Here is a 20,079-nt window from a genome sequence, read left to right on the forward strand (position 1 = left end):
TCGCCAAGATGTCACCTCAGCTTCATCAAAGTGCATAGAATCCCAAAGTTTTTGCCTATTTATTGCCCATCCGCGGCCCCCTGCCTATCTTCATAACTGGTCTGTACAGTCTCATCGGGGAAACCGCCATGCTTTACCAACTGCACGCCCATGCCTTGCAAGCCTTCCAGCCCTGGCACCTCTGGGCCCAGGCCCTGCGTAAGCAACTGACCCTGCCCTGGAGCCCCGTGCCTTACACCCAGAGCGGCCGCACCTTGCTGGCGGCGGTGGAGCTGTTCGAGCGCTGCACCAACAACTATGAAAAGCCCGAGTTCGGCCTCTGCGCCACCCAGATAGAGGGACGCACCGTCATGGTGCGCGAGCAGGTGGTGGCCACCAAGCCCTTCTGTGAGCTCAAGCACTTCCGCCGTTTCACCCAGCGCCAGGATCCCAAGGTGCTGCTGGTGGCACCTCTTTCGGGCCACTACGCCACCCTGCTGCGCGGCACCGTGGCGCACTTCCTGCCGGACCACGAGGTCTATATCACCGACTGGGTCAACGCCCGCGATGTACCGCTCTCGGAAGGGGAGTTCAGCTTCGACGACTATGTGACCTACGTCATGGAGTTCATCGAGCAGCTGGGCCCGGACGTGCACGTGGTGGCGGTCTGCCAGCCCAGCGTGCCTGTGCTGGTGGCCTGTGCCCGCTTGGCGATGATCCAGTCCCGCCACCAGCCTTTGACCTTGACCCTGATGGGGGGGCCCGTGGACACCCGCATCAACCCCACCGAGATGAACGACTACGCCTCGGACCGGGATCTGGAATGGTTCGAGGACAACGTCGTCTGCACCGTGCCTGACGGCTTTGCCGGCACAGGGCAGCGGGTCTACCCCGGCTTTATCCAGCTGTCCGGCTTCATGATGATGAACCCGGATCTGCACATCCGTAAGCATTTCAAGTTCTATGAAGATCTCATCAAGGGCGACGGCGACAGCGCCGAGGCGCACCGGGACTTTTACAACGAGTACCTGGCGGTGATGGATCTGCCGGCGGCCTTCTACCTGGATACGGTGCACAAGGTCTTCATCGAACACCTGCTGCCCAGGGGCAAGATGAGCTACCGCGGTGAACCCGTGGATCTGGGGGCCATCAGCCAGACGGCGCTGATGACCATCGAAGGGGAGTTCGACGACATCACCGGCATGGGCCAGACCCAGGCCGCCCAAAAGCTCTGCAGCGGCATAGCCCCTTCCCGCAAGCTCCACTATGTCCAGCAGGGGGTTGGGCACTACGGCATCTTTAACGGCAGACGCTTCCGGGAAGAGGTGGGCCCCCGCATCAAGGCCTTCATCCGCGAGAAAGGACAAAGGCCGGCACCCAAGGCTGCCGCCAAGCCCAGGAGCCGTCCCCCCAGCCCCTGAGCCCTCTCGGTGGCCTCCTTGGGCAGTGACTGAACGGCAGCACTTGATCGGGCGCAAGGCCTTTGGGCACCTTTTCAGGTATCCTTCTCCTTGCGCCTTGGTGACAAGGCTGCTTTAACAACGATAACCATGTTGATCAGTCGCTTGGATTGCTCCGGTGCCGTCGGTCGGTGGCAGCTTTGAGGTGGGGACGCTATGACAAGAAAGATAAAGGTGCTGCCCAGCCAGCTCTGTGTGGGACTCTTCGTGGATCTCTCATTGAGGTGGGTACAGCACCCTTTCCTGTTCAGCCGCTTCAAGATCCGCAACGATGAACAACTGACCCTGATCCAGAGCCTGGGCTTGGAGGATGTCATTGTCTGGCTTGACAAGTCCGATGCCCTGCCGCTGCCGCTGGTAAAGGCGGCGCCTGAGCCCGAGCCTCAACCGGCACTGGTACAGGAGCGGGACGAGGCCTTCCTCAAGAAGCAGGAAAAGATAGAGCGCCAGCGGGCCTACATGCGTGGCCTGAACAAGGCCACCCAGGATTTCCAGCGTACCGTTGCCAACGTCAAGGCGGTGATGCAGGACATGCAGCGCCGGCCGCTGGCGGCCTTGGAGGATGCCAGTCAGGTGGTGGAGGAGATCACCGACACCATCACCGACCAGAGCAACATACTGCTGCACCTGATGAACGAACCCAAAGGGGACGACGGCTTCTACTGCCACAGCCTCAACGTGGCTGTGTTGTCCATGCTGGTGGCCAAGACGGCGGGCATGCCGAGGGAAGAGATCCGCCAGGCCGGCCTTGGCGGCATCTTCCACGACCTTGGCAAGCTGCGGATCCCCAGCCAGATACTGCGCAAGACAGATGCCCTGAGCGAGGCCGAAAACAACTTCCTCAAGATGCACCCCCAGTACGGGGTGGAGCTGGCCAGCCGCCACGGGGATTTCCCGCCGCGGGTATTGAACGTCATAGCCCAGCACCACGAAATGCTGGACGGCTCAGGCTATCCCAAGGGGCTGACTCAGGGGGGGATAGACAAGCTGGCCCAACTGGTGGCGGTGGCCAACGAATACGACAACCTCTGCCATGGCCGCCGTGACAAGCACCCCATGCCGCCCCATGCAGTGCTGTCGCACCTGTTCCGCCACGGCAAGGAGCTGTTCAACCAGGAACTGGTCCAGCATTTCATCCGGGTTTTGGGGGTCTATCCGCCTGGCACCGTGGTGCAGCTCAGCAACGACCAGTACGGCCTGGTGATGACGGTCAATGCCAGCCGGCTGTTAAGCCCGGCGGTACTGGTCTACGACCCTGCCATACCCCGCGACCAGGCGGCCATCATCGATCTGGAAGAAGAGGGGCTGACGGTCAGCCGAACGGTGCGCATTGCGGCGTTGCCGACCGCCGTATTCGACTACCTCAAGCCCCGTAGCGACATCAGTTACTTCATGGAACTGGGCAAGCGCAGCGCCTGAGCCTTATTGCCCCTGGCGGGACTGCTGTATGTAATAGCGGGCCCGCTTGGCTTTCTCGATGCAGCTGTCGTAACGCTCTATGGACTGCTGGCCCTTGGCCAGGGACAGAAGCCCCAGCGCCTTGGTATAGCTGACGGTGCCGGCAAAGCCGTCGGCCTTGGCCAGATCCAGGGCCTTCCAGGCGGCATCCAGCTCGGCAGCACAGGTGGTGCGGCCGTCCTGGGTGGCGGCGCAGCCGGCCAAAAGCAAGGGCAATAACAACAACAGTTTCTTTTTCATGGTGTTTCTCCTGAAGACGCATCCACTCTAGCATCCCGGCCGGCGGTGGCCCAGCAGCAGGGTGGGGCCATTTAGCTCCATGTCAGTTCCTTGGACTAGGCTTTCGGATAAGACCTTGTAAGCCAATACAAAACCGGATAGCGTTTGCTATCCTTTTTGTTAATAAAATGAAATACCTTGTTTGTCTGCCGCAACTGAGAATAAGCACAATGCACAATAAAAAGATCGGGACCTTGTTGCTGGCATCCCTGGCACTGGCGGGTTGTGCCGGGACAACGCCAACCACGCAAGTGCCGCTGGCCGCGGGCTCGGATGAGCGGACCGTGGATGTCAACCTGCCGGCACCGGAGATCAGGGATGCCCTGGATAACAGGCGGGACTGGATCCTTGCCCATACCGACGACATGAAGAAGGTCGCCGGCGAACTCAAGGACAGCAATGGCACCGCCAGCTACGTGGCCTATTACGACAAAGGCGAACTGCGCTACATCAAGGAGCGCCTGGAAGCCGGGGACAAGGGCTACGGCGAGCATCACTACTTCGTCGACGGCGGCAACCTCTTCGGTTACGAGGAAGATGCCGACTGGACCTTGGCGCTGCCGGACGGCGGCCATAAGGTGGACGAGCGGGACATCGACCTCTACCTCGACCAGTACGGTACCATCGCCTACCAGAGCTACGTCAAGAACGGCCAGCGCACGGCACTGCCGGTCTCCAAGATAGACAACATCAAGACCCGCTTCGGCCTGCTCGAGGGCTACTCGGCGGCGCTGCTGCGGGGCGAAAAGCCGCCGGTGATGACGGCGTCCGTGCCGCCCATGGATGTGCCCCAGGCCCCGCCTCCAGCAGAGGCCAAGCCTGTGCCTCCGCCGGAGTCCAAGCCGGCACCCAAACCGGTTCCCGAGGCCGACCAAGGCGAAACCCGCCATGTCGCCAAGGCCAGCTCCAGTGACTGGCGCATGCCGGAATACGTCGGCGTATCCAAGTCGAGGCGCAAGGGCATGAACATGGGCACCTTCCAGGTCGCCACCAGCGACGTCAACATGGAAGTGCTGCCGGGGATCCTGGCCAAGGATTACCACCTGGGGCAGATGGTGTCCCTGACCCAGTACTGGTGCGCCTACAAGCCCGACAACTTCGAGATGGAGTGGAACTACTGGTCGGCCAGCCGCCAACGCTTCCAGGGCCAGTACGTGTTCACCTGCGGCCAGGCCAGGCAGGTGATGACGGAGCTGGGTGATGGCAAGCGTACCGTCATCCCAGTCCATGTGCGCCTCGATGGCGTCCAGGATGCCGCCGTGACCCTGCTGACCCTGGACAGCCCCGAACAGAAGGCCACCCTCAAGGGCCTGGAGAAACGCTTCGCCACCCCTTGTGTGGAGCATTTCTGCAAGGGCCAATCCTACCTCGACAAGAAGTGAAAACCAGCCGGCGGCTAAGCCGCCGGCGCCTTCTTTCCCGCCCATGAAAGCGACCCAGACCAATCCCCAGCGCCTCTATGCCCTGGTGGCCCTGATCCCGTCCGGCCAGGTGGCCACCTATGGCCAACTGGCCTCCATCCTCGGTTGGGGGCCGCGTCTGGTGGGGCGCCATATGAGCCATTGCCCTGAGGGCCTGCCCTGGCATCGGGTGGTCAACGCCAGCGGCGATTGTTCCATCCCCGATGGCGAGGGGCGGCTGATCCAGCGCCAACGGCTGCTGGCCGAAGGGGTCCCGCTCACCCGTGGCGGCCGTGTCAACTTGCGCCTGGCCCTTTGGTCGGGGCTTTAAGGAGTCAGGATGTTTCGTCTACTGCTGGCAGCGGCGGCGCTGCTTTCTTCCCTGGCCCAGGCACAGAGCCTGGTGTTGGACAACATCAAGGGCTATGGCTGGGACGGCCACAAGTTGGTGCGCTTTAGCCGGCTGGTGGTGCAGGACGGCAAGGTGGTGGCCAGGGGCGATGCCCGCCTGGCCATGCCGGCCGGTGCCGAGGTCCGCGACCTCAAGGGCAAAACGGTGATCCCCGGCCTCATCGACGCCCACGGTCACCTGCTGGGCTTGGGCGAGAGTATCCTCAATGTGGATCTCGCCGGTAGCCGCAGCCTGGCCGAGGCCCTGGCCAGGGTTGCCCGCTTCGCCAAGGCCCATCCGGCGCTTCCCTGGATCCAGGGCAGGGGCTGGAACCAGGAGCTGTGGCCCGATAAGCGGATGCCCAGTGCCAAGGATCTGGACACCCTTGGCGACAGTCGCCCGGTCTGGCTGACCCGGGTGGACGGCCACGCCGGCTGGGCCAACGGCGCTGCCCTCAGGCTGGCCGGTATCGATGCCGGCACCCAGGCCCCGGCCGGGGGCCAGATCTTGAGAGGCCAGGGCGGCCGGCCCAGCGGCGTACTGGTGGACAACGCCATGGCGCTGATGGAAGCCAAGCTGCCGCCGTTGGACCAGGTCCAGCGCCAACAAGCCCTGGACGCGGCCTTGGCCATCATGGGCCAGGTGGGCCTGACCGCCATGCATGACGCCGGCGTGGATCTGCCCACTTGGCAGCTCTACCTGAAAAACCAGGACAGCCTCAGCGCCCGCCTCTACGTGATGCTCGATGGCAAGGACGGCACCTGGGCCAAGGTCGGCAAGCCCCAGCCCTGGCAGGGGAAGGACCTGCTGGCGGGCATGGCCGTCAAGCTTTATGCCGACGGGGCCCTCGGCAGCAGGGGAGCGGCGTTGCTGGCCGATTACAGCGACAGGCCGGGCCAAAGGGGGCTGATGATCTTCCCTCCCGGCGAGCTTGAAAAGCGGATGGGCGCCGCCGCCGAAGCCGGCTTCCAGGTCAATGTCCACGCCATAGGGGATGCCGGCAATCGCCGGGTGCTGGACGGTTTTGCCGCCCTGCCCGAAGCGTTGCGAAAGGGCCGGCGCCATCGCATCGAGCATGCCCAGGTCTTGGCACTGAGTGACATACCCCGCTTCGCCCAGCTCGGCGTCATCGCCTCCATGCAGCCCACCCACGCCACTTCCGACATGAACATGGCCGAAAAGCGCCTGGGGAAGGAAAGGGTCAAGGGGGCTTACGCCTGGCGCCGGCTCATCGACTCGGGCGCCCGCCTGGCGGCTGGCTCGGATTTCCCGGTGGAAAGCCCCAATCCCTTTTTTGGCCTCTACTCGGCGGTGACCCGCCAGGACCATCAGGGCCAGCCCCCCGGCGGCTGGTATGCCGACCAGGCCCTGAGCAGGGAAGAAGCCCTTTATTACTTTACCCGGGGCGCCGCCTACGCGGGCTTCATGGAAGACTTCACCGGCAGCCTGGCCCCCGGCCAATGGGCCGATCTGCTGATTTTGGACCAGGACTACTTCCAGGTGCCGGCGGCACAGATCTGGCAGATGAAGCCGAGGGAAACCTGGCTGGCAGGCAAGGCCGTCTACGTCAGGCCGCAATGAAAAAGGGCGCCGTTGGCGCCCTTTTTTGTCCCTTACTTCTGCCCTGCCTTTTCGATGGCGCTGTTGAGTTCGCCACCCAGGAACTGGGCACCGAAGATCAGCAAGCCGCCGATGAGCATGGTGTTGCGGCTCTTCAGCAGCCAGCCCAGCACCAGCAGCACCAGGCCGATGACCCTCACCACATTGTCGAATTGGTCCAACATCCCTCTTTCCCTTAAGTTTTTTGTTATCTAAGGGTTATTGTTTGCCAGCTGAAAACACAAGGCAACAAAAATGCCTTGGTAAGGCCCCTGGTAGGGCCTTTTCAGCGGTTCAGGGCCACGCCACCCTTGAGGTGGTAGGCCTGGCGTCCCAGGCGGGTGAGGGCCAGCGCCGCCACCTGGGAACGGGAGCCGCTGCGGCAATAGCAGATCAGCGGCTTGTCTTCCTCCTGCTCCAGCAGGTACTGGGCCAGGCGCGACAGCGGGGCACTGGCGTCACCGCCCAGGTGTTGCAGGTGGTGTTCATGACTTTCGCGCACGTCCACCAGCAGAGGTGATTGCATGCGCTCCAGATCCTCCAGGCTCAGCTCCTGCTCGGGGCGCAGGGCCCTGTCGGTCAGGGTCACGCCGCAGCGGATCTCGCTGGCACTTTGGGGGCATTCCAGGGCGTCATCCAGGGCCGTCTTGCGGGCGGCGAAGGTGTCTTCGTCCAAGGTAGAGACCGGGGCCAGCACCTCGGCCAGCAAGGGGTTGTTACGCTGCTCGGCCTCGAAAGAGGTGAACAGCAGGTTGTCGTAGTCGTGGGCTGGCAGCAGCAAGGCCTTGGCCGGCATTTTTTCTGCCAGCAGCCTGAGGCTGTGGAAGAGGGCGTGGGCATCGGAACTGGGGAAGTCGGTACGGCCCAGGCCGCCGTGCAGCACCGTATCGCCGACGAAGGCGGCCTTGATGGCGCTGCCCTTGGAGAGGAGCAGGGCCACGGCATCATCGGTATGGCCCGGGGTGGGCAGCCGGCTCAGCCACTGCTCGCCAAGCTTCAGGGCCGGCAACCCCAGGGGACCCTGGGCTGCATGCCTGGGCCAACCCAGGTGGTCTACCTGCTGTTCTTCCAGGGAGCCGCCCAGGCGGGCACGCAACTGTGGCGCGGCGGACTGGTGGTCACCGTGGCCGTGGCTGTCGAGGATGGCGATCACCTTGAGATCCTGGCACTGGATGATCTGCACCAGCCGCTCGGTCAGGGGGGAGACAGGGTCGACGATGACGCACTGGTCGCCGGCCACCAACAGGTAACAGCAGTCGGCCCCGCTTTTCAGCTGCACCAGCCCCTGGATCTTCTCGTCGGTATGGGCCTGCTGCGGGTGGCGGCAGGAATGCTTGAGGGCTTCCGCTGCCTCCAGGATCCGAACGCAGGCCTGGTCGACTTGCTCCTGGGTCATGGCCGGGCCGAAGGAGAGGCGCACCGCCGCTTCGCTTTGCCAGGCCGGCAGCCCCATGGCGTCCAGCACGAAGGAGCGGGTGGCGCCCGAAGAACAGGCCGAGCCGCTGGACACGCGGATGTTGGCGGCGTCGAAGAGATCCAGCAGTTCCTTGGAGGCAAAGCCCTTGACCGCGAAGTTGAGGGTGGTGGGCACGCTCACCGCAAAGTCGTTGTTGAACACCAGGCCGGGAAAAGCCTGCTGCAGGGCCCCGGCCAACTGGGCCCGGAAGGCCTCCAGGGTGGCCACGGCTCTGAAGCTCTGGTGCTCAGGGTCCAGCAGGGCCTCCAAGACCGGCTTCAAGGAAGCGATGCCCGGCAGGTTCTCGGTGCCAGAACGCAGACCCTTTTCCTGGCCGCCACCGGCGATAAAGGGGGAGAAGGGCGCGCCCTGGCGCACGTAGAGCATGCCGATGCCCTTCATGGCGTAGAGCTTGTGCCCGGAGAAGGGGGCATAGTCGATGCTGGTCTGGCTGAGCGCCAGGGACATCTTGCCGAGACCCTGGACGCAATCGACCATCCACAGGCACTGAGGGTTCTGGCTGCGGATGGCTTCTTCCACCGCCTTGAGATCCTGGCGGGCCCCGGTCTCATTGTTGACCGCCATGGTGCAGATCATCAGGGCGTCGCCGGCATGTTCGCGGATGAAGTCCAGATCCAGCAGGCCTTGCTGGTTGACGGGAATGGCCACCACCTCGGCATCGATGCCCAGCAGCTGGTTCCAGTGCTTGAGGGTGTTGGGCACGGCCTTGTGCTCTGTGGCGCCGAAAAGCAGCAGCTTGCGGGGGCGGCTGAGCAGGGCATTGTCGGCCTTGACGGCGGACAGGGCTGAGACCACGGCTGTCTGTATGCCTTCGGTGGCGCCTGAGGTGAAGATCAGGTGACCGTCTTTGGCACCCAGCACCTGGCGGGCCAGGGTGCGGGTGCTTTCCATCAGGTGCTTGGCCCTTAGGCCAGTCATATGGGGTGAGCTGGGGTTGCCGAAAAGATCCTGCATGACCTCCTGTACGGCGCTGACCGAAGCCGGCATTACAGGTGTAGTGGCATTGGCATCCAGGTAAATCTCGCTTTGGCAAGGAAGGGACTGCTCGCCCATTGACTGCTCCTTTACTTATTCACATCCAAGGAAGGCCACAGTCTATATATTCGTAACGAATATATATATTCCATTTTAAAATATAGGGTGTCTGCTGATAGCAAAAAGCCATAAGCTTTAGGGCTTTGACCAGTTTTCCGCCAGATCCCAACCCTTGTCGGTCTTCACCAATTCGTACCGGTGTTCGACTTTCACCACATCGCCGCTGTGGAAGTTGCCGAATTGCAGCTGCAGTTGCCAGAGGCTGAGCCCCTGGTCCAAGGCGCCCAACCACTGCCCTTGGCGGGCCTTGTTTTCGGTCTGGCCAGCCAGATCCTCGAAGTCCTTGAGGAACACCAGGTCGTAACGCACGTCCACCAGGTAGCCGTTGTCGCCATCGGCCTTGCCGTCCACCTTCTCCAGGTTGCGGACCAGCACCGTGTCGTCGCCCAGCAGGCGCTGGTAATGGCGGCTCAGGATCTGCTGCATGTCGCCGGCGTCAGGGGCCTGGCTACAGGCGCCAAGCAACAGTGCCAGGGCCAACCAAAGGGCTCTTCTCATTTATCACTCCACTTTATCCAACCGCGAAAAGGTTTTCGTTGCAACATGCTGTTTATAAGCGTTCGAAGCTTAACCTTTCATTAGTAAAACTAATTCATTCTTGGCAAAAAAGGTCATGTGCCAGAGTCGGGGGCTGCCCCTATAATGCCGGCATTGTCGACATTTGTGGGGGCCTTATGCTGCTCACCGTCTTATACATCATAGGTATCACCGCCGAAGCCATGACCGGGGCCCTGGCCGCCGGTCGGCGCAACATGGATCTGTTCGGGGTGATGATCATCGCTTCGGTCACCGCCATCGGCGGCGGCTCCATCCGCGACATCCTCCTGGGCCATTATCCCCTGACCTGGGTGGCCCATCCCCAATACATCGCCATCGTCTGCTGTGCCGCCCTGGTGGCCACCTGGATAGCGCCGCTGATGGGCAGGCTGCGCAAGGTGTTCCTGGTGCTGGACGCCTTGGGCCTGGTGGTGTTTTCCATCATCGGCGTCAAGGTGGCCCTGGGCATGGAGTTCGGGCCTGGCGTGGCGGTGATGTCGGCGGTGATCACCGGCGTTTTCGGCGGCATCATCCGCGACATGCTGTGCAACCGCATCCCCCTGGTGTTCCAGAAGGAACTCTATGCCGGCGTGTCCCTGGCCTCGGCCGTCATTTACCTGACCCTTACCGCCATCGGCTTGCCGGAGATGCCGGCCACCCTCATCACCCTGGTCAGCGGTTTTACCCTGCGCATGGTGGCACTGCGGTTCAACATCAGCCTGCCGGTGTTCCAGTACCACCAGCCGGAACATGACTGAAGGTCGCTAGTTGGACAAAGAAGCCCGCAGCAGCGGGCTTTTTTTATGAACGGATCTGTTGCAAGCCTGTGATTTAAACAGGACTTTTTCCTGGCTAGCGGATAAGCTTGAACGAGCTTCTCAGCGGAAAGGGCCAGATGTTGACGCAGGAAATCGACTACTTCACCGACCTCACCAAGCAGGTCATGGACTACCTGGTCCAGTACGGCTTCGCCATCCTTGGCGCCCTTATCATAGTGCTTGTCGGTTGGCTGGCCTCGGCCTGGGTCAGGCGTTCCATGCTGCGCCTGGGCGAGCGGCGGCACTGGGACCAGACCCTGGTCCGCTTCTTCGCCAATGTGGCCAGGTTGTCGGTACTGGCGATATTCGTGGTGATCGCCATCGGCAAGCTGGGGATCACCATAAGCCCGCTGATCGCCGCCATCGGCGCCGCCACCTTCGGCTTGAGCCTGGCCGTACAGGGCCCCATCTCCAACTATGGCGCCGGCTTGGCGCTGATCCTGACCCGGCCCTTCGCCGTGGGGGACACCCTGGAGATCCTGGGGCGGGACGGCCAGGTGGAGGCCATCACCCTGGCCCAGACGGTACTGGTGACGGAAGACGGCGAGCGCATCTATATCCCCAACCGCAAGGTGCTGGGAGAGATCTTCCAGAATTCCAAGACCTGCAAGCTGGCCCAGACGACCTTGTTGCTGCCCAAGGGCGCCGATCCCGAGCAGGCCCTGGCCGTATTGGAAGCCCTGCTGGCGGACTGGCAGCAGCCGGACGCCCCCAAGGCCCAGGTGGGCATAGACGCCTTCACCCCCCTGGGGGTCAGGCTGGTGTCCCGGGTTTGGCTGGAGACGGCCCGCTACCATCAGCAACGCCTGGAGCTGAACCTCATCATCTACCAGCGCCTCAAGGCCGCCGGCATGGTGCCGGCCACCCCTGGGTTGGCGCTGGGACTCGAAAAGGGAGATTTGACATGAAACATGCCTGGATAGCGGCATTGCTGGCCCTGGCCGGTTGCAGCCATGCCGAGAACCCAGCCGGAACAGCCAAGCTGGCCCCTCAGCCGGCCAAGGTCCAGGAGGTCAAGGTGGACAAGAACATCAAGCAACCCGTGGTGACTGGCGTCATATCGACGGACGGCAAAGTCATCTTCTTGCCGATGGAAGGGGGCTTTTTCGGCATAGTGGGTGATGACGGCCACAAGTGGTTGCCCATGGGGCTGCCCGCCAACATGCGCCGCCACAACCTGCGGGTACATGTGGAGGGCCGGCCCGATCCCAAGATGATGACCATTCAGCAGTGGGGCACACCGCTGCACATCACCCAGATCACTGTCCTGGATGATAAGGACGCTGTGGACCCAAACGCGCAATATTGAGCACGTGGCGGGCAAAGCCCGCCCCGGCTTCCTCGAAGAAGTTGAACACTTCGATGCCCATGGCCTTGAGCTCTTCCACCTCGTCGTGGAACTTGGCCACGGCTGCCACCTTGCCCTGGTAACCCCTGGTCTTGAGTTCCTCCGCCGCGAAGAGATTACCGTGGTGGTTGGGCATGGCCAGCAGCACCAGCTCCAGCTCGTCGTCGTGGCGGATCTTGGACCAGAAGTCCGAATCGGTGGCGTCCCCCACCAGCACCTGGCGCCCGGCCTCCCAATGCTCCCTGACCTTGTCGATGGCGTGGTCTATGCCCAGCACCCCCTCGCCGAACTCCGCCTCCAGTTGGTCGTAGGCGCCGGTGCCGAGGCGGCCCATGCCGAAGATCAGCACCTTGGCCCCGCCGATGTCGATGGGGGCGTCGTCCGGGTGCAGGCGCCGCTTCTGGTACCGGATGAGGCGCGGCGCCAGGAAACGGTACACGGCCTCGGCCCAGAGGCTCAAAGGGGCGGCCAGGGCGAAGGACAGGGACAGGGCTATGGCGATGACCGTCAGCCAACTGCCGTCGATGAGCCCTGCCTTGGCGCCCAGGGCGGCGACGATAAGGCCGAACTCCGAATAGGTCGCCAGGGTCACCGCCGCCAGCACCCCGGTGCGCACCCGCAGGCCGAACAGGCTCAGCACCCAGAAATAGAGGCCGGCCTTGACCGGCAACAGCAGCACCAGCAGCACAGCTGTTACCAGCATCTGCGGGCTGGGTAGGCCGTCCAGGCCGATGCTGAGGAAAAAGCCCACCAGCAACAGTTCCTTGAGGTTGAAAAGCGTCTTGCCGAGGGCGTCGGCCCTGCTGTGGCCGCCGGCCAGCATGCCCATCACCAGGGCGCCGAGGTCAGGCTTGAGGCCCGCCGCCTGGAACAATCCCACCCCCGCCACCAGGGCCAGGAAGAGGCCGGCCAGGCCCTGAAGCTCGGAGTTGCCGCACCAGTCCAGCAGTTTGTAGAGCAGGGGCCTGGCCAGGGGCAGCAGCAGCAGCAAGGGCGCCCAGGGTGCCGGCCACTGGCCCTGGGCAAAGCTCAGGAAGAGCACCGCGAAGAGATCCTGCATCACCAGTATGCCGATGGCCAGGCGGCCGTAGAGGGAGCTGGTTTCCCCCTTGTCTTCCAACACCTTGACGGCGAACACGGTGGAGGAGAAGGCCAGGGAAAAGGCCACTATCAGCCAGGCGGGCAGGGCGCCCCCGGCCAGGCCGAGCAGGGCCAGCAGCCCTATGGCGAGGGTGAAAAAGGCCATGGTGCCAAGGAGATGCGCCGTGGTGGCGCCCCAGACCTCGGGTTTCAGGAGGTTCTTGAGCTTGAGCTTGAGGCCGATGGTGAACAGCAGCAGGGTGACGCCAAGCTCGGCAATGCCGTGGAGGGCGGCGGGAGGCTGGATGCCAATGCCGTGGAGGGCAAAACCGGCGGCCAGGAAACCCACCATGGGCGGCAGGCCGAAGCGGCTCAGCAGCAGGCCGCAGAAGAACGCCAGTGCGATGACAGCCGCGCTCATATCTGTAATGGTTCCCTGGTCCTTTTTACCTCATGATAACAGCATCCTATTTTCAGCGCGTTACAGAGGTTTTATGCAACCAAAGGATATTGCCCTCAGGCTATTGGACGGCCGCGATACCAACATCAACGACTACCAGGGCAAGCTGTGGCTGGTGGTGAACACCGCCAGCAAGTGCGGCTTTACCCCCCAGTATGAAGAGCTGGAGGCGCTGTGGCGGGAGTTTGGCGACCAGGGGCTGGTGGTGTTGGGCTTTCCCTGCAACCAGTTCATGAGCCAGGAGCCGGGGGAAGCCGGTGACATCGCCCAGTTCTGCTCCCTCAACTACGGCGTCAGTTTCCCGATGTTCACCAAGACCGAGGTCAACGGGCCCAACACCCATCCCCTTTTCAGCTGGCTTAAAGACAAAGCGCCCGGGGTCATGGGATCCCGGGCGGTCAAATGGAACTTCACCAAGTTCCTGGTGAGCCCCGACGGCCAGGTGAAGCGCTACGCGCCCCGCACTGCGCCATCAAGGCTCAAGGGTGCCATCACTCAGTGGCTGCCGGGCGGCTGAACTCGGCGCCGCTCTGCCAGCTGGGCCAGTCGCGGCTGGTGATCAGCATCTGGATCATGTCGTGGAAGGCCTGCAGGTCAGACAGGGCGCCGCGCAGGTCCCAGTCGGCCTGGTATTCGTCACAGGCGTTGTGATAGCAGCCCTTGAGGCGCGCCTTCATCATCTCCCGGTACTTGGCCACATCGGCGTCCCAGGGCTGGCTGCCGCCACCGGCGAAGAGTGCCGGTATGCCGGCCTTGGCGAAGTTGAAGTGGTCTGAGCGGTAGTAGCCGCCGGCTTCCGGCCTGTCGTTGGGGACCAGGGTCCGGCCTTGCTTGCGCAGGGCCTCGCTCAGCTCCTTCTCCAGGCTGGTCTTGCCCTTGCCTACCACCACCATGTCCTTGGTGGGACCATAGACGTTGAGGCTGTCCATGTTGATGTCGGCGACGGTGCGGCCCAGGGGGATGGAGGGATTGCTCACATAGTACTTGGAGCCCAGCAGGCCCTGTTCCTCGGCGGTCACCGCCAGGAAGGCGATGGAGCGGCGTGGCTTCTCAGCGCCCTTGTAGAGATCCTCGAAGGACTGGGCCAGGCTGATGAGGCCGGCGGTGCCGGTGGCATTGTCCATGGCGCCGTTGTAGACGGGGTCGTCCTTGTGGCTCGGGTCCGTGCCCAGGTGGTCCCAGTGGGCGGTGATCACCACTGTCTCCTCGGTCTGGCCGGGCAGCACGCCCATGACGTTGTGGGACTCTGTGGTCTTGAAGTCGCTCTTGATGTCGACGCTGGCCTTGGCGTTGAGGGGCTTGGCCATGGGCGCCTTGCCGGCCGCCTTGGTGGTGGCGGCAAAATCGAGGCCGGCCTGGGCGAAGAGGCGCTTGGCGGCGTCTTCGGTTATCCAGCCGGAGAAGGCGGATTTGGGGCCGTTGTCGTCGGCAAGATCATAGCGGGTGCCGCCCCAGGAGTTCTCCACCACGGACCAGGGATAAGAAGCAGGCTCGGTCTGGTGGATGATGAGGGCGCCGGCGGCGCCTTGGCGGGCCGCTTCGTCGAACTTGTAGTCCCAGCGGCCGTAGTAGGTCATGGCGCGGCCGTCGAAGCGCTTGTCACCGGTGGCGTAGCCCGGATCGTTGACCAGCATCACCACCACCTTGCCTTTGACGTCCAGGCCCTGGTAGTCGTCCCAGCCCAGCTCAGGGGCATGGATACCGTAGCCCACGAACACCAGATCGGCGTCCTTGACGGTGGTTTCGGCCACCGCCTTGGGGCTGTTGATCACCATGTCCTTGAGGTAGTCGAGCTTGAGGTTGCCCAGGGTCAGCTGGCCTGGGTGGCTGGTGATGGCCACCAGGGGCACGGGCTGCAGGTAGCTGTCGCCGAAGCCGGGTTTTAGCCCCAGGCGCATGAACTGGGCCTGGAGGAAGGCGAGGGTCTTGGTTTCGCCGATGGTGGCGGGCAGGCGGCCCTGGAATTCGTCGGACGAGAGGGTCTTGACGAAGCTGCCGTAGCTGCCGGCATCCAGCCCCTTGGCGAGCTTGTCGCCGGGGACGCTGGCCTGGGCACCGGTGGCCAGCAAAAGGCCTGCTGCAAGCAAGCTGAGTCTGGTTTTCATGGGGTTATCCTTATGGTCATCGCCCCTGCACCTTGGCACGGTGGCAAGGGCCTGCCAATGGCCTCTCGGCCATCGGCGCCGGGGCTGCGATGAAAGGTTTAGAGGATGTCTATCTCGGCAACGCTGGCGAAGACGTGGTTGGGCCTGAAGGGCATCAGGGCAATGTCCTTTTTCTGGGACACCCCGGACAGCACCAGTATGGTCTCCAGGCCCGCCTGGAAGCCGGCCAAGATGTCGGTGCGCAGGTTGTCGCCGATGATGACGGTGTTCTCGGAATGGGCGCCGATGTGGTTGAGGGCCGAGCGCACTATCCAACTGGACGGCTTGCCCACGTAGAAGGGCTGCTTGCCGGTGATGCGCTCTATGGGGGCGCAGAGGGCCCCACAGGCCGGGCTCTGGTTGGGGCCGTTGAAGTCCGGGTTGGTGGCGATGAAGCGGGCCCCTTCGGCCACGAAGCGGGCGGCCTTGTGGATCATGTCCCAGTTGTAGGAACGGGTCTCGCCGACGATGACGAAATCCGGGTTGATGTCGGTGATGGTAAAGCCAATCTTGTAGAGCTCGTGGGTCAGGGCCCCGTCCCCTATGACGTAGGCCTTGTTGCCGTCCTGGCGGCGCAGGAAATCGGCGGTGGCCATGGCGGCGGTATAGAAGGCCTCCTCCGGCACCTTGACGCCCCCGGCGGCCAGGCGGTTGTGCAGATCCCTGGCGGTTTGGGAGGGGTTGTTGGTCAGCAGTACCAGGGGGTTGCCTTGCTCCAGTACCCGCTTGATAAAGGCGTCGGCGCCGGGAATGGCGGTGTTGTCGTGCATCAGCACGCCGTCGATGTCGCAGATGATGTTTTTCATGGGCTGGCGCCGCTTGCTTGGGGTGCCTTCAGTGATACCAGAAAAAGCCGCCGTTTTGCTACACTGGCGCCCTTTTGCTGATGGGGGAAAGCGCCGGTGACTTGGCAACGCCACTTTCTGGATGAGGGGCTCTACGGGGACCTCAAGGCTCTGTTCCCAAAGCTGGGTGATGAATCTGGCTTTCCGGGGCTCGATACCCTGACGGCCTGGTTGCCGGCCGGCACCGCCACCCGCTCCGGCCAGCCGGTCAGTTTCTGCAGCGCGCCCCTGGACGACTACTACGAGGCGCAGATCCTGGCCACGGGCCGGGTGCCGACCCGGCCGGACAACTGGCACGACTGCTTCAACGCCCTGGCCTGGGCTCTGTACCCCCGCGCCAAGGCCGCCATCAACGCCCAGCATGTGGCCGATATCGAGGCCCATGGCCTCAGCCCCAGGACCTTGCGCCGTGACAGCCTGACCCTCTTCGACGAATGTGGCGTGCTGGTGGTGGCGGCCAGCCTCGAGCCTTTGGAAGCGCTGCGCCAGCACCACTGGCAGCAGGCCTTCGTCGAGGGCAGGGAACAGTGGGGCAGCGCCACCCGGCCATTCGTGTTCGGCCACGCCGTTTACGAGCAGGGCCTGGCCCCTTACCTTGGCCTTACCGCCAAGATGCTGCCGCTGCTGGCACCGCCGGCCTTCTTCGGCTGGGCGCTTAAGGCCCAGTACGCCTGGCTGGATGAGCGGCTCTGCGAACTGCTGGCCTCGGACGGCCTCAAGGACAAGTCGTTGCTCTCGCCCCTGCCGCTGCTGGGGGTGCCGGGCTGGTGGCCACAAAACAGCGACCCTGCCTTCTACGCCAACCTGGATTACTTCCGGCCCCTGCGCCGGCCAAGGCCGCCGCTTCAGCCATGAAAAAAGCCGCCCTGGGGCGGCTTTTTTTCGCTCTTGCCTGCTCAGGCATGGCCGTGGGGGAGGTGCACTTCCTCTTCCGCCTTGGCGGCGTTGGGGTCGTTGAAGCGCCCTTCGTCCAGCTCCCCTTCGGACTTGGCCACCACCAAGGTCACCATGGCGTCGCCTGTGACATTGACGGCGGTGCGGGTCATGTCCAGCAACCTGTCCACGCCCATGATGAGGCCTATGCCCTCCACCGGCAGGTGCACCTGGTTGAGCACCATGGCCAACATGATGAGGCCGACGCCGGGCACCCCGGCGGTGCCCACAGAGGCGAGGGTGGCGGTGAGGATCACCATCAGGTAGTCGGTGAGGCTCAAGTCGATGCCGTAGACCTGGGCGATGAAGACGGTGGCCACCCCCTGCATGATGGCGGTGCCGTCCATGTTGATGGTGGCGCCGAGCGGCACCGTGAAGGAGGCGATGCTGTTGTTGACCCCCAGTTTCTTGGTCACCGTTTCCAGGGTCACCGGCAGGGTGGCGTTGGATGAGGCGGTGGAGAAGGCGAACAGCGCCGTGTCGCGCATCTTGCGCAGGAACATCAGCGGACTCAGGCGGGCCAGCAGCTTGAGCAGTACCGGGTAGCTGATGAAGGCATGGATGGCCAGCACTCCCAGCACCAGGAAGAAGTACTTGCCGAGGCTACCGAGGGTATCCAGGCCCTTGTCGGCAAAGAGCTTGGCCATCAGGCAGAAGACGCCGTAGGGCGCCAGGTTCATGAGGATGGTGACCAGTTTCATGATCACCTCGTTGAAGTCCTCGAAGACCTTGGCGATGCGCTCACCGGCCTTGCCGGACAGGGCTATGGCCACCCCGAACAGCACGGCGAAGACGATGATCTGCAGCATGTTGCCCTGGGCCATGGCCTGGATGGGGTTGGACGGCACCAGGTTGGTGATGACGTCGGCCAGGGAGGGCGCCGCCGAGGCTTTGAAGCTGGCGTCGCTATGCAGCTCGAGGCCAATGCCGGGCTTGACCAGCACCGCCAGGGTGATGGCCAGGGTGATGGCCAGGGCCGTGGTGATGAGATAGAGGCCTATGGCTTTGACGCCGAGGCGGCCGAGCTTGGTTGGGTCGGACAGGGAGCAGGTGCCGCACACCAGGGACACGAACACCAAGGGCACCACCAGCATCTTCAGGGAGGCGACGAACAGCTTGCCGCCGATCTGGAACAACGTCAGGCAGGAGGCGGTGAAACTGGAATCCGGCGCGAAGCCGTGCAGGGCCAGGCCCAGGGCGAAGCCCAGTACCATGCCGATGAAGATGCGCGCCGTAAGGCCCAGTTTTCCTTTTTGTTTTGTCACGGGCTGTCCAAGATTCTGCTAACAAATGCCAGCTAATCTAACAGCTTGAAGCAGGGATGAACAGGGAAGGGGAGGCGGGGGCCGGGCACAAAAAAGCCCGGCTGCTGCCGGGCTTTGGGGAAGGAACTTAGTCCAACTGGAAGGGGTAGACGGAACCGAGGCCGAGGATCTGGGTCAGTTCGTCCAGGGCGTCGCGGCTTTCCATCAGCAGCGCCGGATCGGCCAAGTCCGCCACGTGTAGCTCTTCACGGTAGTGCTTGTCCACCCAGGTATTGAGGCGGTTGAAGAGGGCGTCGTCCAGCAGGCAGCTGGGGTTCACCGCCGCCACTTCCTCGTCGTTCAAGGCCACCCGCAGGCGCAGGCAGGCCGGGCCGCCGCCGTTGCGCATGGACTGTTTGACGTCCATGTAATGGACTTCCTTGATGGGGCTGTCCTGCTCCACCAGGCTGGCCAGGTAGGTCCTGACGGCGTCGGATTCTTCACATTCGGTGGGGGCTATGATGGCCATGATGCCGGACGGCAGCGTCACCACCTGGGTGTTGAACAGGTAGGTCTTGACCGCCTCGGCCACGCTCACCTGATCCCGCGGCACTTCCACGAAATGCAGCTCGCCGTCGCCGAATTTGCGGCGGATCTCGGCAAACTTGGCCTGGGTGTCGACAAAGGCGTCCTGGTGGTAGAACAGCAGGTTCTGGTTGCCGACGCTGATGACGTCGTTGTGGAAGACGCCGGCGTCGATGACGTCCGGGTTCTGCTGGAGGTAGACCACGGTGTCGTCGTCCAGGCCGTGCAGCCGGGCTATGGCCTGGGAGGCTTCCAAGGTCTGGCGGGCCGGGTATTTCTTCGGCGCCGGGGCAGCGGCGTTGAAGGCCTCGCGGCCGTAGACGAAGAGTTCCACGCCGGCGTGGCCGTAATGGCTGCACAGGCGGGTGTGGTTGGCGGCGCCTTCGTCACCGAAGTGATCGTTGTCCGGCAGGTGCTTGTGGTGCTGGAAGTGGCGATCGTCGTTGAAGATGGCCTGGAGGATGCGCCCCGTCACCGCCGGCTCCAGGCTGCGGTGGAACTTGTTGGTCAGGTTGGCGGGGGTGAAATGCACCCGACCGTCGCTGGTGTCCGCCGAGGGCGAAATGGTGGCGGCGTTGGCCGTCCACATGCTGGAGGCCGAGCAGCAGGCGGCGAGGATGGCCGGGGCCTCCTTGGCGGCCTTGGCCAGCACCTGGGCGTCGGTGCCGCTAAAGCCCAGGCGGCGCAGGGTCGCCATATCAGGACGTTCCTGGGGCGCCAGCACGCCTTGCTTGAGGCCCAGGTCGTGCAGGGCCTTCATCTTCATCAGGCCCTGCTTGGCGGCCTGCCTGGGGCTGGAGGCGCTGGCGGCGTTGGACAGGGAGGCCACGTTGCCGAAAGACAGACCGGCGTAGTTGTGGGTTGGGCCCACCAGGCCGTCGAAATTGACTTCGAAATGTTTCATGCCCTATTCCTTGTTTTAGCCTTGGACGGGATCTTTTCAGTTG

Annotated in this window: 19 protein-coding genes; 10 read left to right on the top strand and 9 right to left on the bottom strand. The window is 63.4% G+C overall.

Features of this window, described 5'->3' with window-relative positions:
* The first annotated feature begins 128 nt into the window (after positions 1-128).
* Both PVT67_RS06840 and PVT67_RS06845 read left to right on the top strand, forming a co-directional pair.
* Complete coding sequence (locus tag PVT67_RS06840) at positions 129-1,400, top strand: polyhydroxyalkanoate depolymerase (RefSeq protein ID WP_301499157.1); 1,272 nt, start codon at positions 129-131, stop codon at positions 1,398-1,400.
* 195 nt (positions 1,401-1,595) lie between these two features.
* Positions 1,596-2,858, top strand: a complete 1,263-nt coding sequence (locus PVT67_RS06845; RefSeq protein ID WP_301499158.1) for an HD-GYP domain-containing protein — start codon at positions 1,596-1,598, stop codon at positions 2,856-2,858.
* 3 nt (positions 2,859-2,861) lie between these two features.
* On the opposite strand, the gene PVT67_RS06850 is transcribed toward PVT67_RS06845, so the two are convergent.
* Positions 2,862-3,137, bottom strand: a complete 276-nt coding sequence (locus PVT67_RS06850) for a hypothetical protein (RefSeq protein WP_301499159.1) — start codon at positions 3,135-3,137, stop codon at positions 2,862-2,864.
* 323 nt (positions 3,138-3,460) lie between these two features.
* Between PVT67_RS06850 and PVT67_RS06855 the strand changes: the two genes are divergently transcribed.
* Genes PVT67_RS06855 through PVT67_RS06865 form a run of 3 tightly spaced genes read left to right on the top strand, consistent with a single transcriptional unit; the run spans position 3,461 to position 6,548 of the window.
* Positions 3,461-4,558 carry a hypothetical protein gene (locus tag PVT67_RS06855; protein WP_301499160.1) on the top strand — a complete coding sequence of 366 codons (1,098 nt, stop codon included), beginning with the start codon at positions 3,461-3,463 and terminating at the stop codon, positions 4,556-4,558.
* Positions 4,559-4,601: 43 nt separating this feature from the next.
* A complete protein-coding gene (locus PVT67_RS06860; protein WP_301499161.1) occupies positions 4,602-4,907 on the top strand; it encodes an MGMT family protein in 306 nt (101 codons plus the stop codon).
* A 9-nt stretch (positions 4,908-4,916) separates the two neighbouring features.
* On the top strand, positions 4,917-6,548 hold the full coding sequence (locus tag PVT67_RS06865) for an amidohydrolase (protein ID WP_301499162.1): 1,632 nt from the start codon (positions 4,917-4,919) through the stop codon (positions 6,546-6,548).
* A 32-nt stretch (positions 6,549-6,580) separates the two neighbouring features.
* Here PVT67_RS06865 and PVT67_RS06870 read toward each other — a convergent pair whose 3' ends face one another.
* The 3 genes from PVT67_RS06870 to PVT67_RS06880 form a co-directional block, all read right to left on the bottom strand.
* Positions 6,581-6,751 carry a hypothetical protein gene (locus tag PVT67_RS06870; RefSeq protein WP_301499163.1) on the bottom strand — a complete coding sequence of 57 codons (171 nt, stop codon included), beginning with the start codon at positions 6,749-6,751 and terminating at the stop codon, positions 6,581-6,583.
* Positions 6,752-6,852: 101 nt separating this feature from the next.
* Positions 6,853-9,096: an aminotransferase class V-fold PLP-dependent enzyme gene (locus PVT67_RS06875; protein WP_301499164.1), complete on the bottom strand. Its 2,244-nt coding sequence runs from the start codon at positions 9,094-9,096 to the stop codon at positions 6,853-6,855.
* Between the two features lie 117 nt (positions 9,097-9,213).
* On the bottom strand, positions 9,214-9,636 hold the full coding sequence (locus PVT67_RS06880) for a hypothetical protein (RefSeq protein WP_301499165.1): 423 nt from the start codon (positions 9,634-9,636) through the stop codon (positions 9,214-9,216).
* Between the two features lie 176 nt (positions 9,637-9,812).
* Here PVT67_RS06880 and PVT67_RS06885 point away from each other — a divergent pair, with 176 nt between their 5' ends.
* The 3 genes from PVT67_RS06885 to PVT67_RS06895 all read left to right on the top strand — a co-directional run bounded on the left by PVT67_RS06885 (position 9,813) and on the right by PVT67_RS06895 (position 11,802).
* The gene (locus PVT67_RS06885; protein ID WP_301499166.1) at positions 9,813-10,433 is read left to right on the top strand and encodes a trimeric intracellular cation channel family protein; all 621 of its coding nucleotides are present in this window, start codon (positions 9,813-9,815) and stop codon (positions 10,431-10,433) included.
* A 137-nt stretch (positions 10,434-10,570) separates the two neighbouring features.
* Entirely contained in the window at positions 10,571-11,401 is an 831-nt protein-coding gene (locus PVT67_RS06890; protein WP_301499167.1) for a mechanosensitive ion channel family protein, read from the top strand.
* Positions 11,398-11,802, top strand: a complete 405-nt coding sequence (locus PVT67_RS06895; protein WP_301499168.1) for a hypothetical protein — start codon at positions 11,398-11,400, stop codon at positions 11,800-11,802. The genes PVT67_RS06890 and PVT67_RS06895 overlap by 4 nt, the downstream gene beginning before the upstream one ends.
* Here the strand turns inward: PVT67_RS06895 and PVT67_RS06900 are convergent.
* Positions 11,753-13,342: a cation:proton antiporter family protein gene (locus tag PVT67_RS06900; RefSeq protein WP_301499169.1), complete on the bottom strand. Its 1,590-nt coding sequence runs from the start codon at positions 13,340-13,342 to the stop codon at positions 11,753-11,755. The two genes, PVT67_RS06895 and PVT67_RS06900, sit on opposite strands and share 50 nt — an antisense overlap.
* 73 nt (positions 13,343-13,415) lie before the next feature.
* Between PVT67_RS06900 and PVT67_RS06905 the strand changes: the two genes are divergently transcribed.
* Positions 13,416-13,898 carry a glutathione peroxidase gene (locus PVT67_RS06905; RefSeq protein WP_301499170.1) on the top strand — a complete coding sequence of 161 codons (483 nt, stop codon included), beginning with the start codon at positions 13,416-13,418 and terminating at the stop codon, positions 13,896-13,898.
* Here the strand turns inward: PVT67_RS06905 and PVT67_RS06910 are convergent.
* Together PVT67_RS06910 and PVT67_RS06915 are read right to left on the bottom strand one after the other, a co-directional pair.
* Positions 13,873-15,486 (bottom strand): M28 family metallopeptidase, encoded by a 1,614-nt coding sequence (locus PVT67_RS06910; RefSeq protein ID WP_301499171.1) that lies wholly within the window; start codon positions 15,484-15,486, stop codon positions 13,873-13,875. The two genes, PVT67_RS06905 and PVT67_RS06910, sit on opposite strands and share 26 nt — an antisense overlap.
* 98 nt (positions 15,487-15,584) lie before the next feature.
* Positions 15,585-16,331: an HAD-IIA family hydrolase gene (locus PVT67_RS06915; RefSeq protein WP_301499172.1), complete on the bottom strand. Its 747-nt coding sequence runs from the start codon at positions 16,329-16,331 to the stop codon at positions 15,585-15,587.
* A 96-nt stretch (positions 16,332-16,427) separates the two neighbouring features.
* Between PVT67_RS06915 and PVT67_RS06920 the strand changes: the two genes are divergently transcribed.
* A complete protein-coding gene (locus PVT67_RS06920; RefSeq protein WP_301499173.1) occupies positions 16,428-17,225 on the top strand; it encodes a DUF3025 domain-containing protein in 798 nt (265 codons plus the stop codon).
* Positions 17,226-17,266: 41 nt separating this feature from the next.
* On the opposite strand, the gene PVT67_RS06925 is transcribed toward PVT67_RS06920, so the two are convergent.
* Together PVT67_RS06925 and astB are read right to left on the bottom strand one after the other, a co-directional pair.
* Entirely contained in the window at positions 17,267-18,568 is a 1,302-nt protein-coding gene (locus PVT67_RS06925) for a dicarboxylate/amino acid:cation symporter (RefSeq protein WP_336407818.1), read from the bottom strand.
* Positions 18,569-18,695: 127 nt separating this feature from the next.
* Positions 18,696-20,036, bottom strand: a complete 1,341-nt coding sequence (astB, locus tag PVT67_RS06930) for an N-succinylarginine dihydrolase (protein WP_301499174.1) — start codon at positions 20,034-20,036, stop codon at positions 18,696-18,698.
* Positions 20,037-20,079 lie beyond the last annotated feature (43 nt).

The organism is Gallaecimonas kandeliae (assembly GCF_030450055.1).
Classification (GTDB): domain Bacteria; phylum Pseudomonadota; class Gammaproteobacteria; order Enterobacterales; family Gallaecimonadaceae; genus Gallaecimonas; species Gallaecimonas kandeliae.

What these genes read in the sequence shown, in the direction of transcription:
- PVT67_RS06840 (WP_301499157.1), top strand. Translation starts at nt 129, where the DNA reads ATGCTTTACCAACTGCACGCCCATGCCTTGCAAGCCTTCCAGCCCTGG.
- PVT67_RS06845 (WP_301499158.1), top strand. Translation starts at nt 1,596, where the DNA reads ATGACAAGAAAGATAAAGGTGCTGCCCAGCCAGCTCTGTGTGGGACTC.
- PVT67_RS06850 (WP_301499159.1), bottom strand. Translation starts at nt 3,137, where the DNA reads ATGAAAAAGAAACTGTTGTTGTTATTGCCCTTGCTTTTGGCCGGCTGC.
- PVT67_RS06860 (WP_301499161.1), top strand. Translation starts at nt 4,602, where the DNA reads ATGAAAGCGACCCAGACCAATCCCCAGCGCCTCTATGCCCTGGTGGCC.
- PVT67_RS06865 (WP_301499162.1), top strand. Translation starts at nt 4,917, where the DNA reads ATGTTTCGTCTACTGCTGGCAGCGGCGGCGCTGCTTTCTTCCCTGGCC.
- PVT67_RS06870 (WP_301499163.1), bottom strand. Translation starts at nt 6,751, where the DNA reads ATGTTGGACCAATTCGACAATGTGGTGAGGGTCATCGGCCTGGTGCTG.
- PVT67_RS06875 (WP_301499164.1), bottom strand. Translation starts at nt 9,096, where the DNA reads ATGGGCGAGCAGTCCCTTCCTTGCCAAAGCGAGATTTACCTGGATGCC.
- PVT67_RS06880 (WP_301499165.1), bottom strand. Translation starts at nt 9,636, where the DNA reads ATGAGAAGAGCCCTTTGGTTGGCCCTGGCACTGTTGCTTGGCGCCTGT.
- PVT67_RS06885 (WP_301499166.1), top strand. Translation starts at nt 9,813, where the DNA reads ATGCTGCTCACCGTCTTATACATCATAGGTATCACCGCCGAAGCCATG.
- PVT67_RS06890 (WP_301499167.1), top strand. Translation starts at nt 10,571, where the DNA reads ATGTTGACGCAGGAAATCGACTACTTCACCGACCTCACCAAGCAGGTC.
- PVT67_RS06895 (WP_301499168.1), top strand. Translation starts at nt 11,398, where the DNA reads ATGAAACATGCCTGGATAGCGGCATTGCTGGCCCTGGCCGGTTGCAGC.
- PVT67_RS06900 (WP_301499169.1), bottom strand. Translation starts at nt 13,342, where the DNA reads ATGAGCGCGGCTGTCATCGCACTGGCGTTCTTCTGCGGCCTGCTGCTG.
- PVT67_RS06905 (WP_301499170.1), top strand. Translation starts at nt 13,416, where the DNA reads ATGCAACCAAAGGATATTGCCCTCAGGCTATTGGACGGCCGCGATACC.
- PVT67_RS06910 (WP_301499171.1), bottom strand. Translation starts at nt 15,486, where the DNA reads ATGAAAACCAGACTCAGCTTGCTTGCAGCAGGCCTTTTGCTGGCCACC.
- PVT67_RS06915 (WP_301499172.1), bottom strand. Translation starts at nt 16,331, where the DNA reads ATGAAAAACATCATCTGCGACATCGACGGCGTGCTGATGCACGACAAC.
- astB (WP_301499174.1), bottom strand. Translation starts at nt 20,036, where the DNA reads ATGAAACATTTCGAAGTCAATTTCGACGGCCTGGTGGGCCCAACCCAC.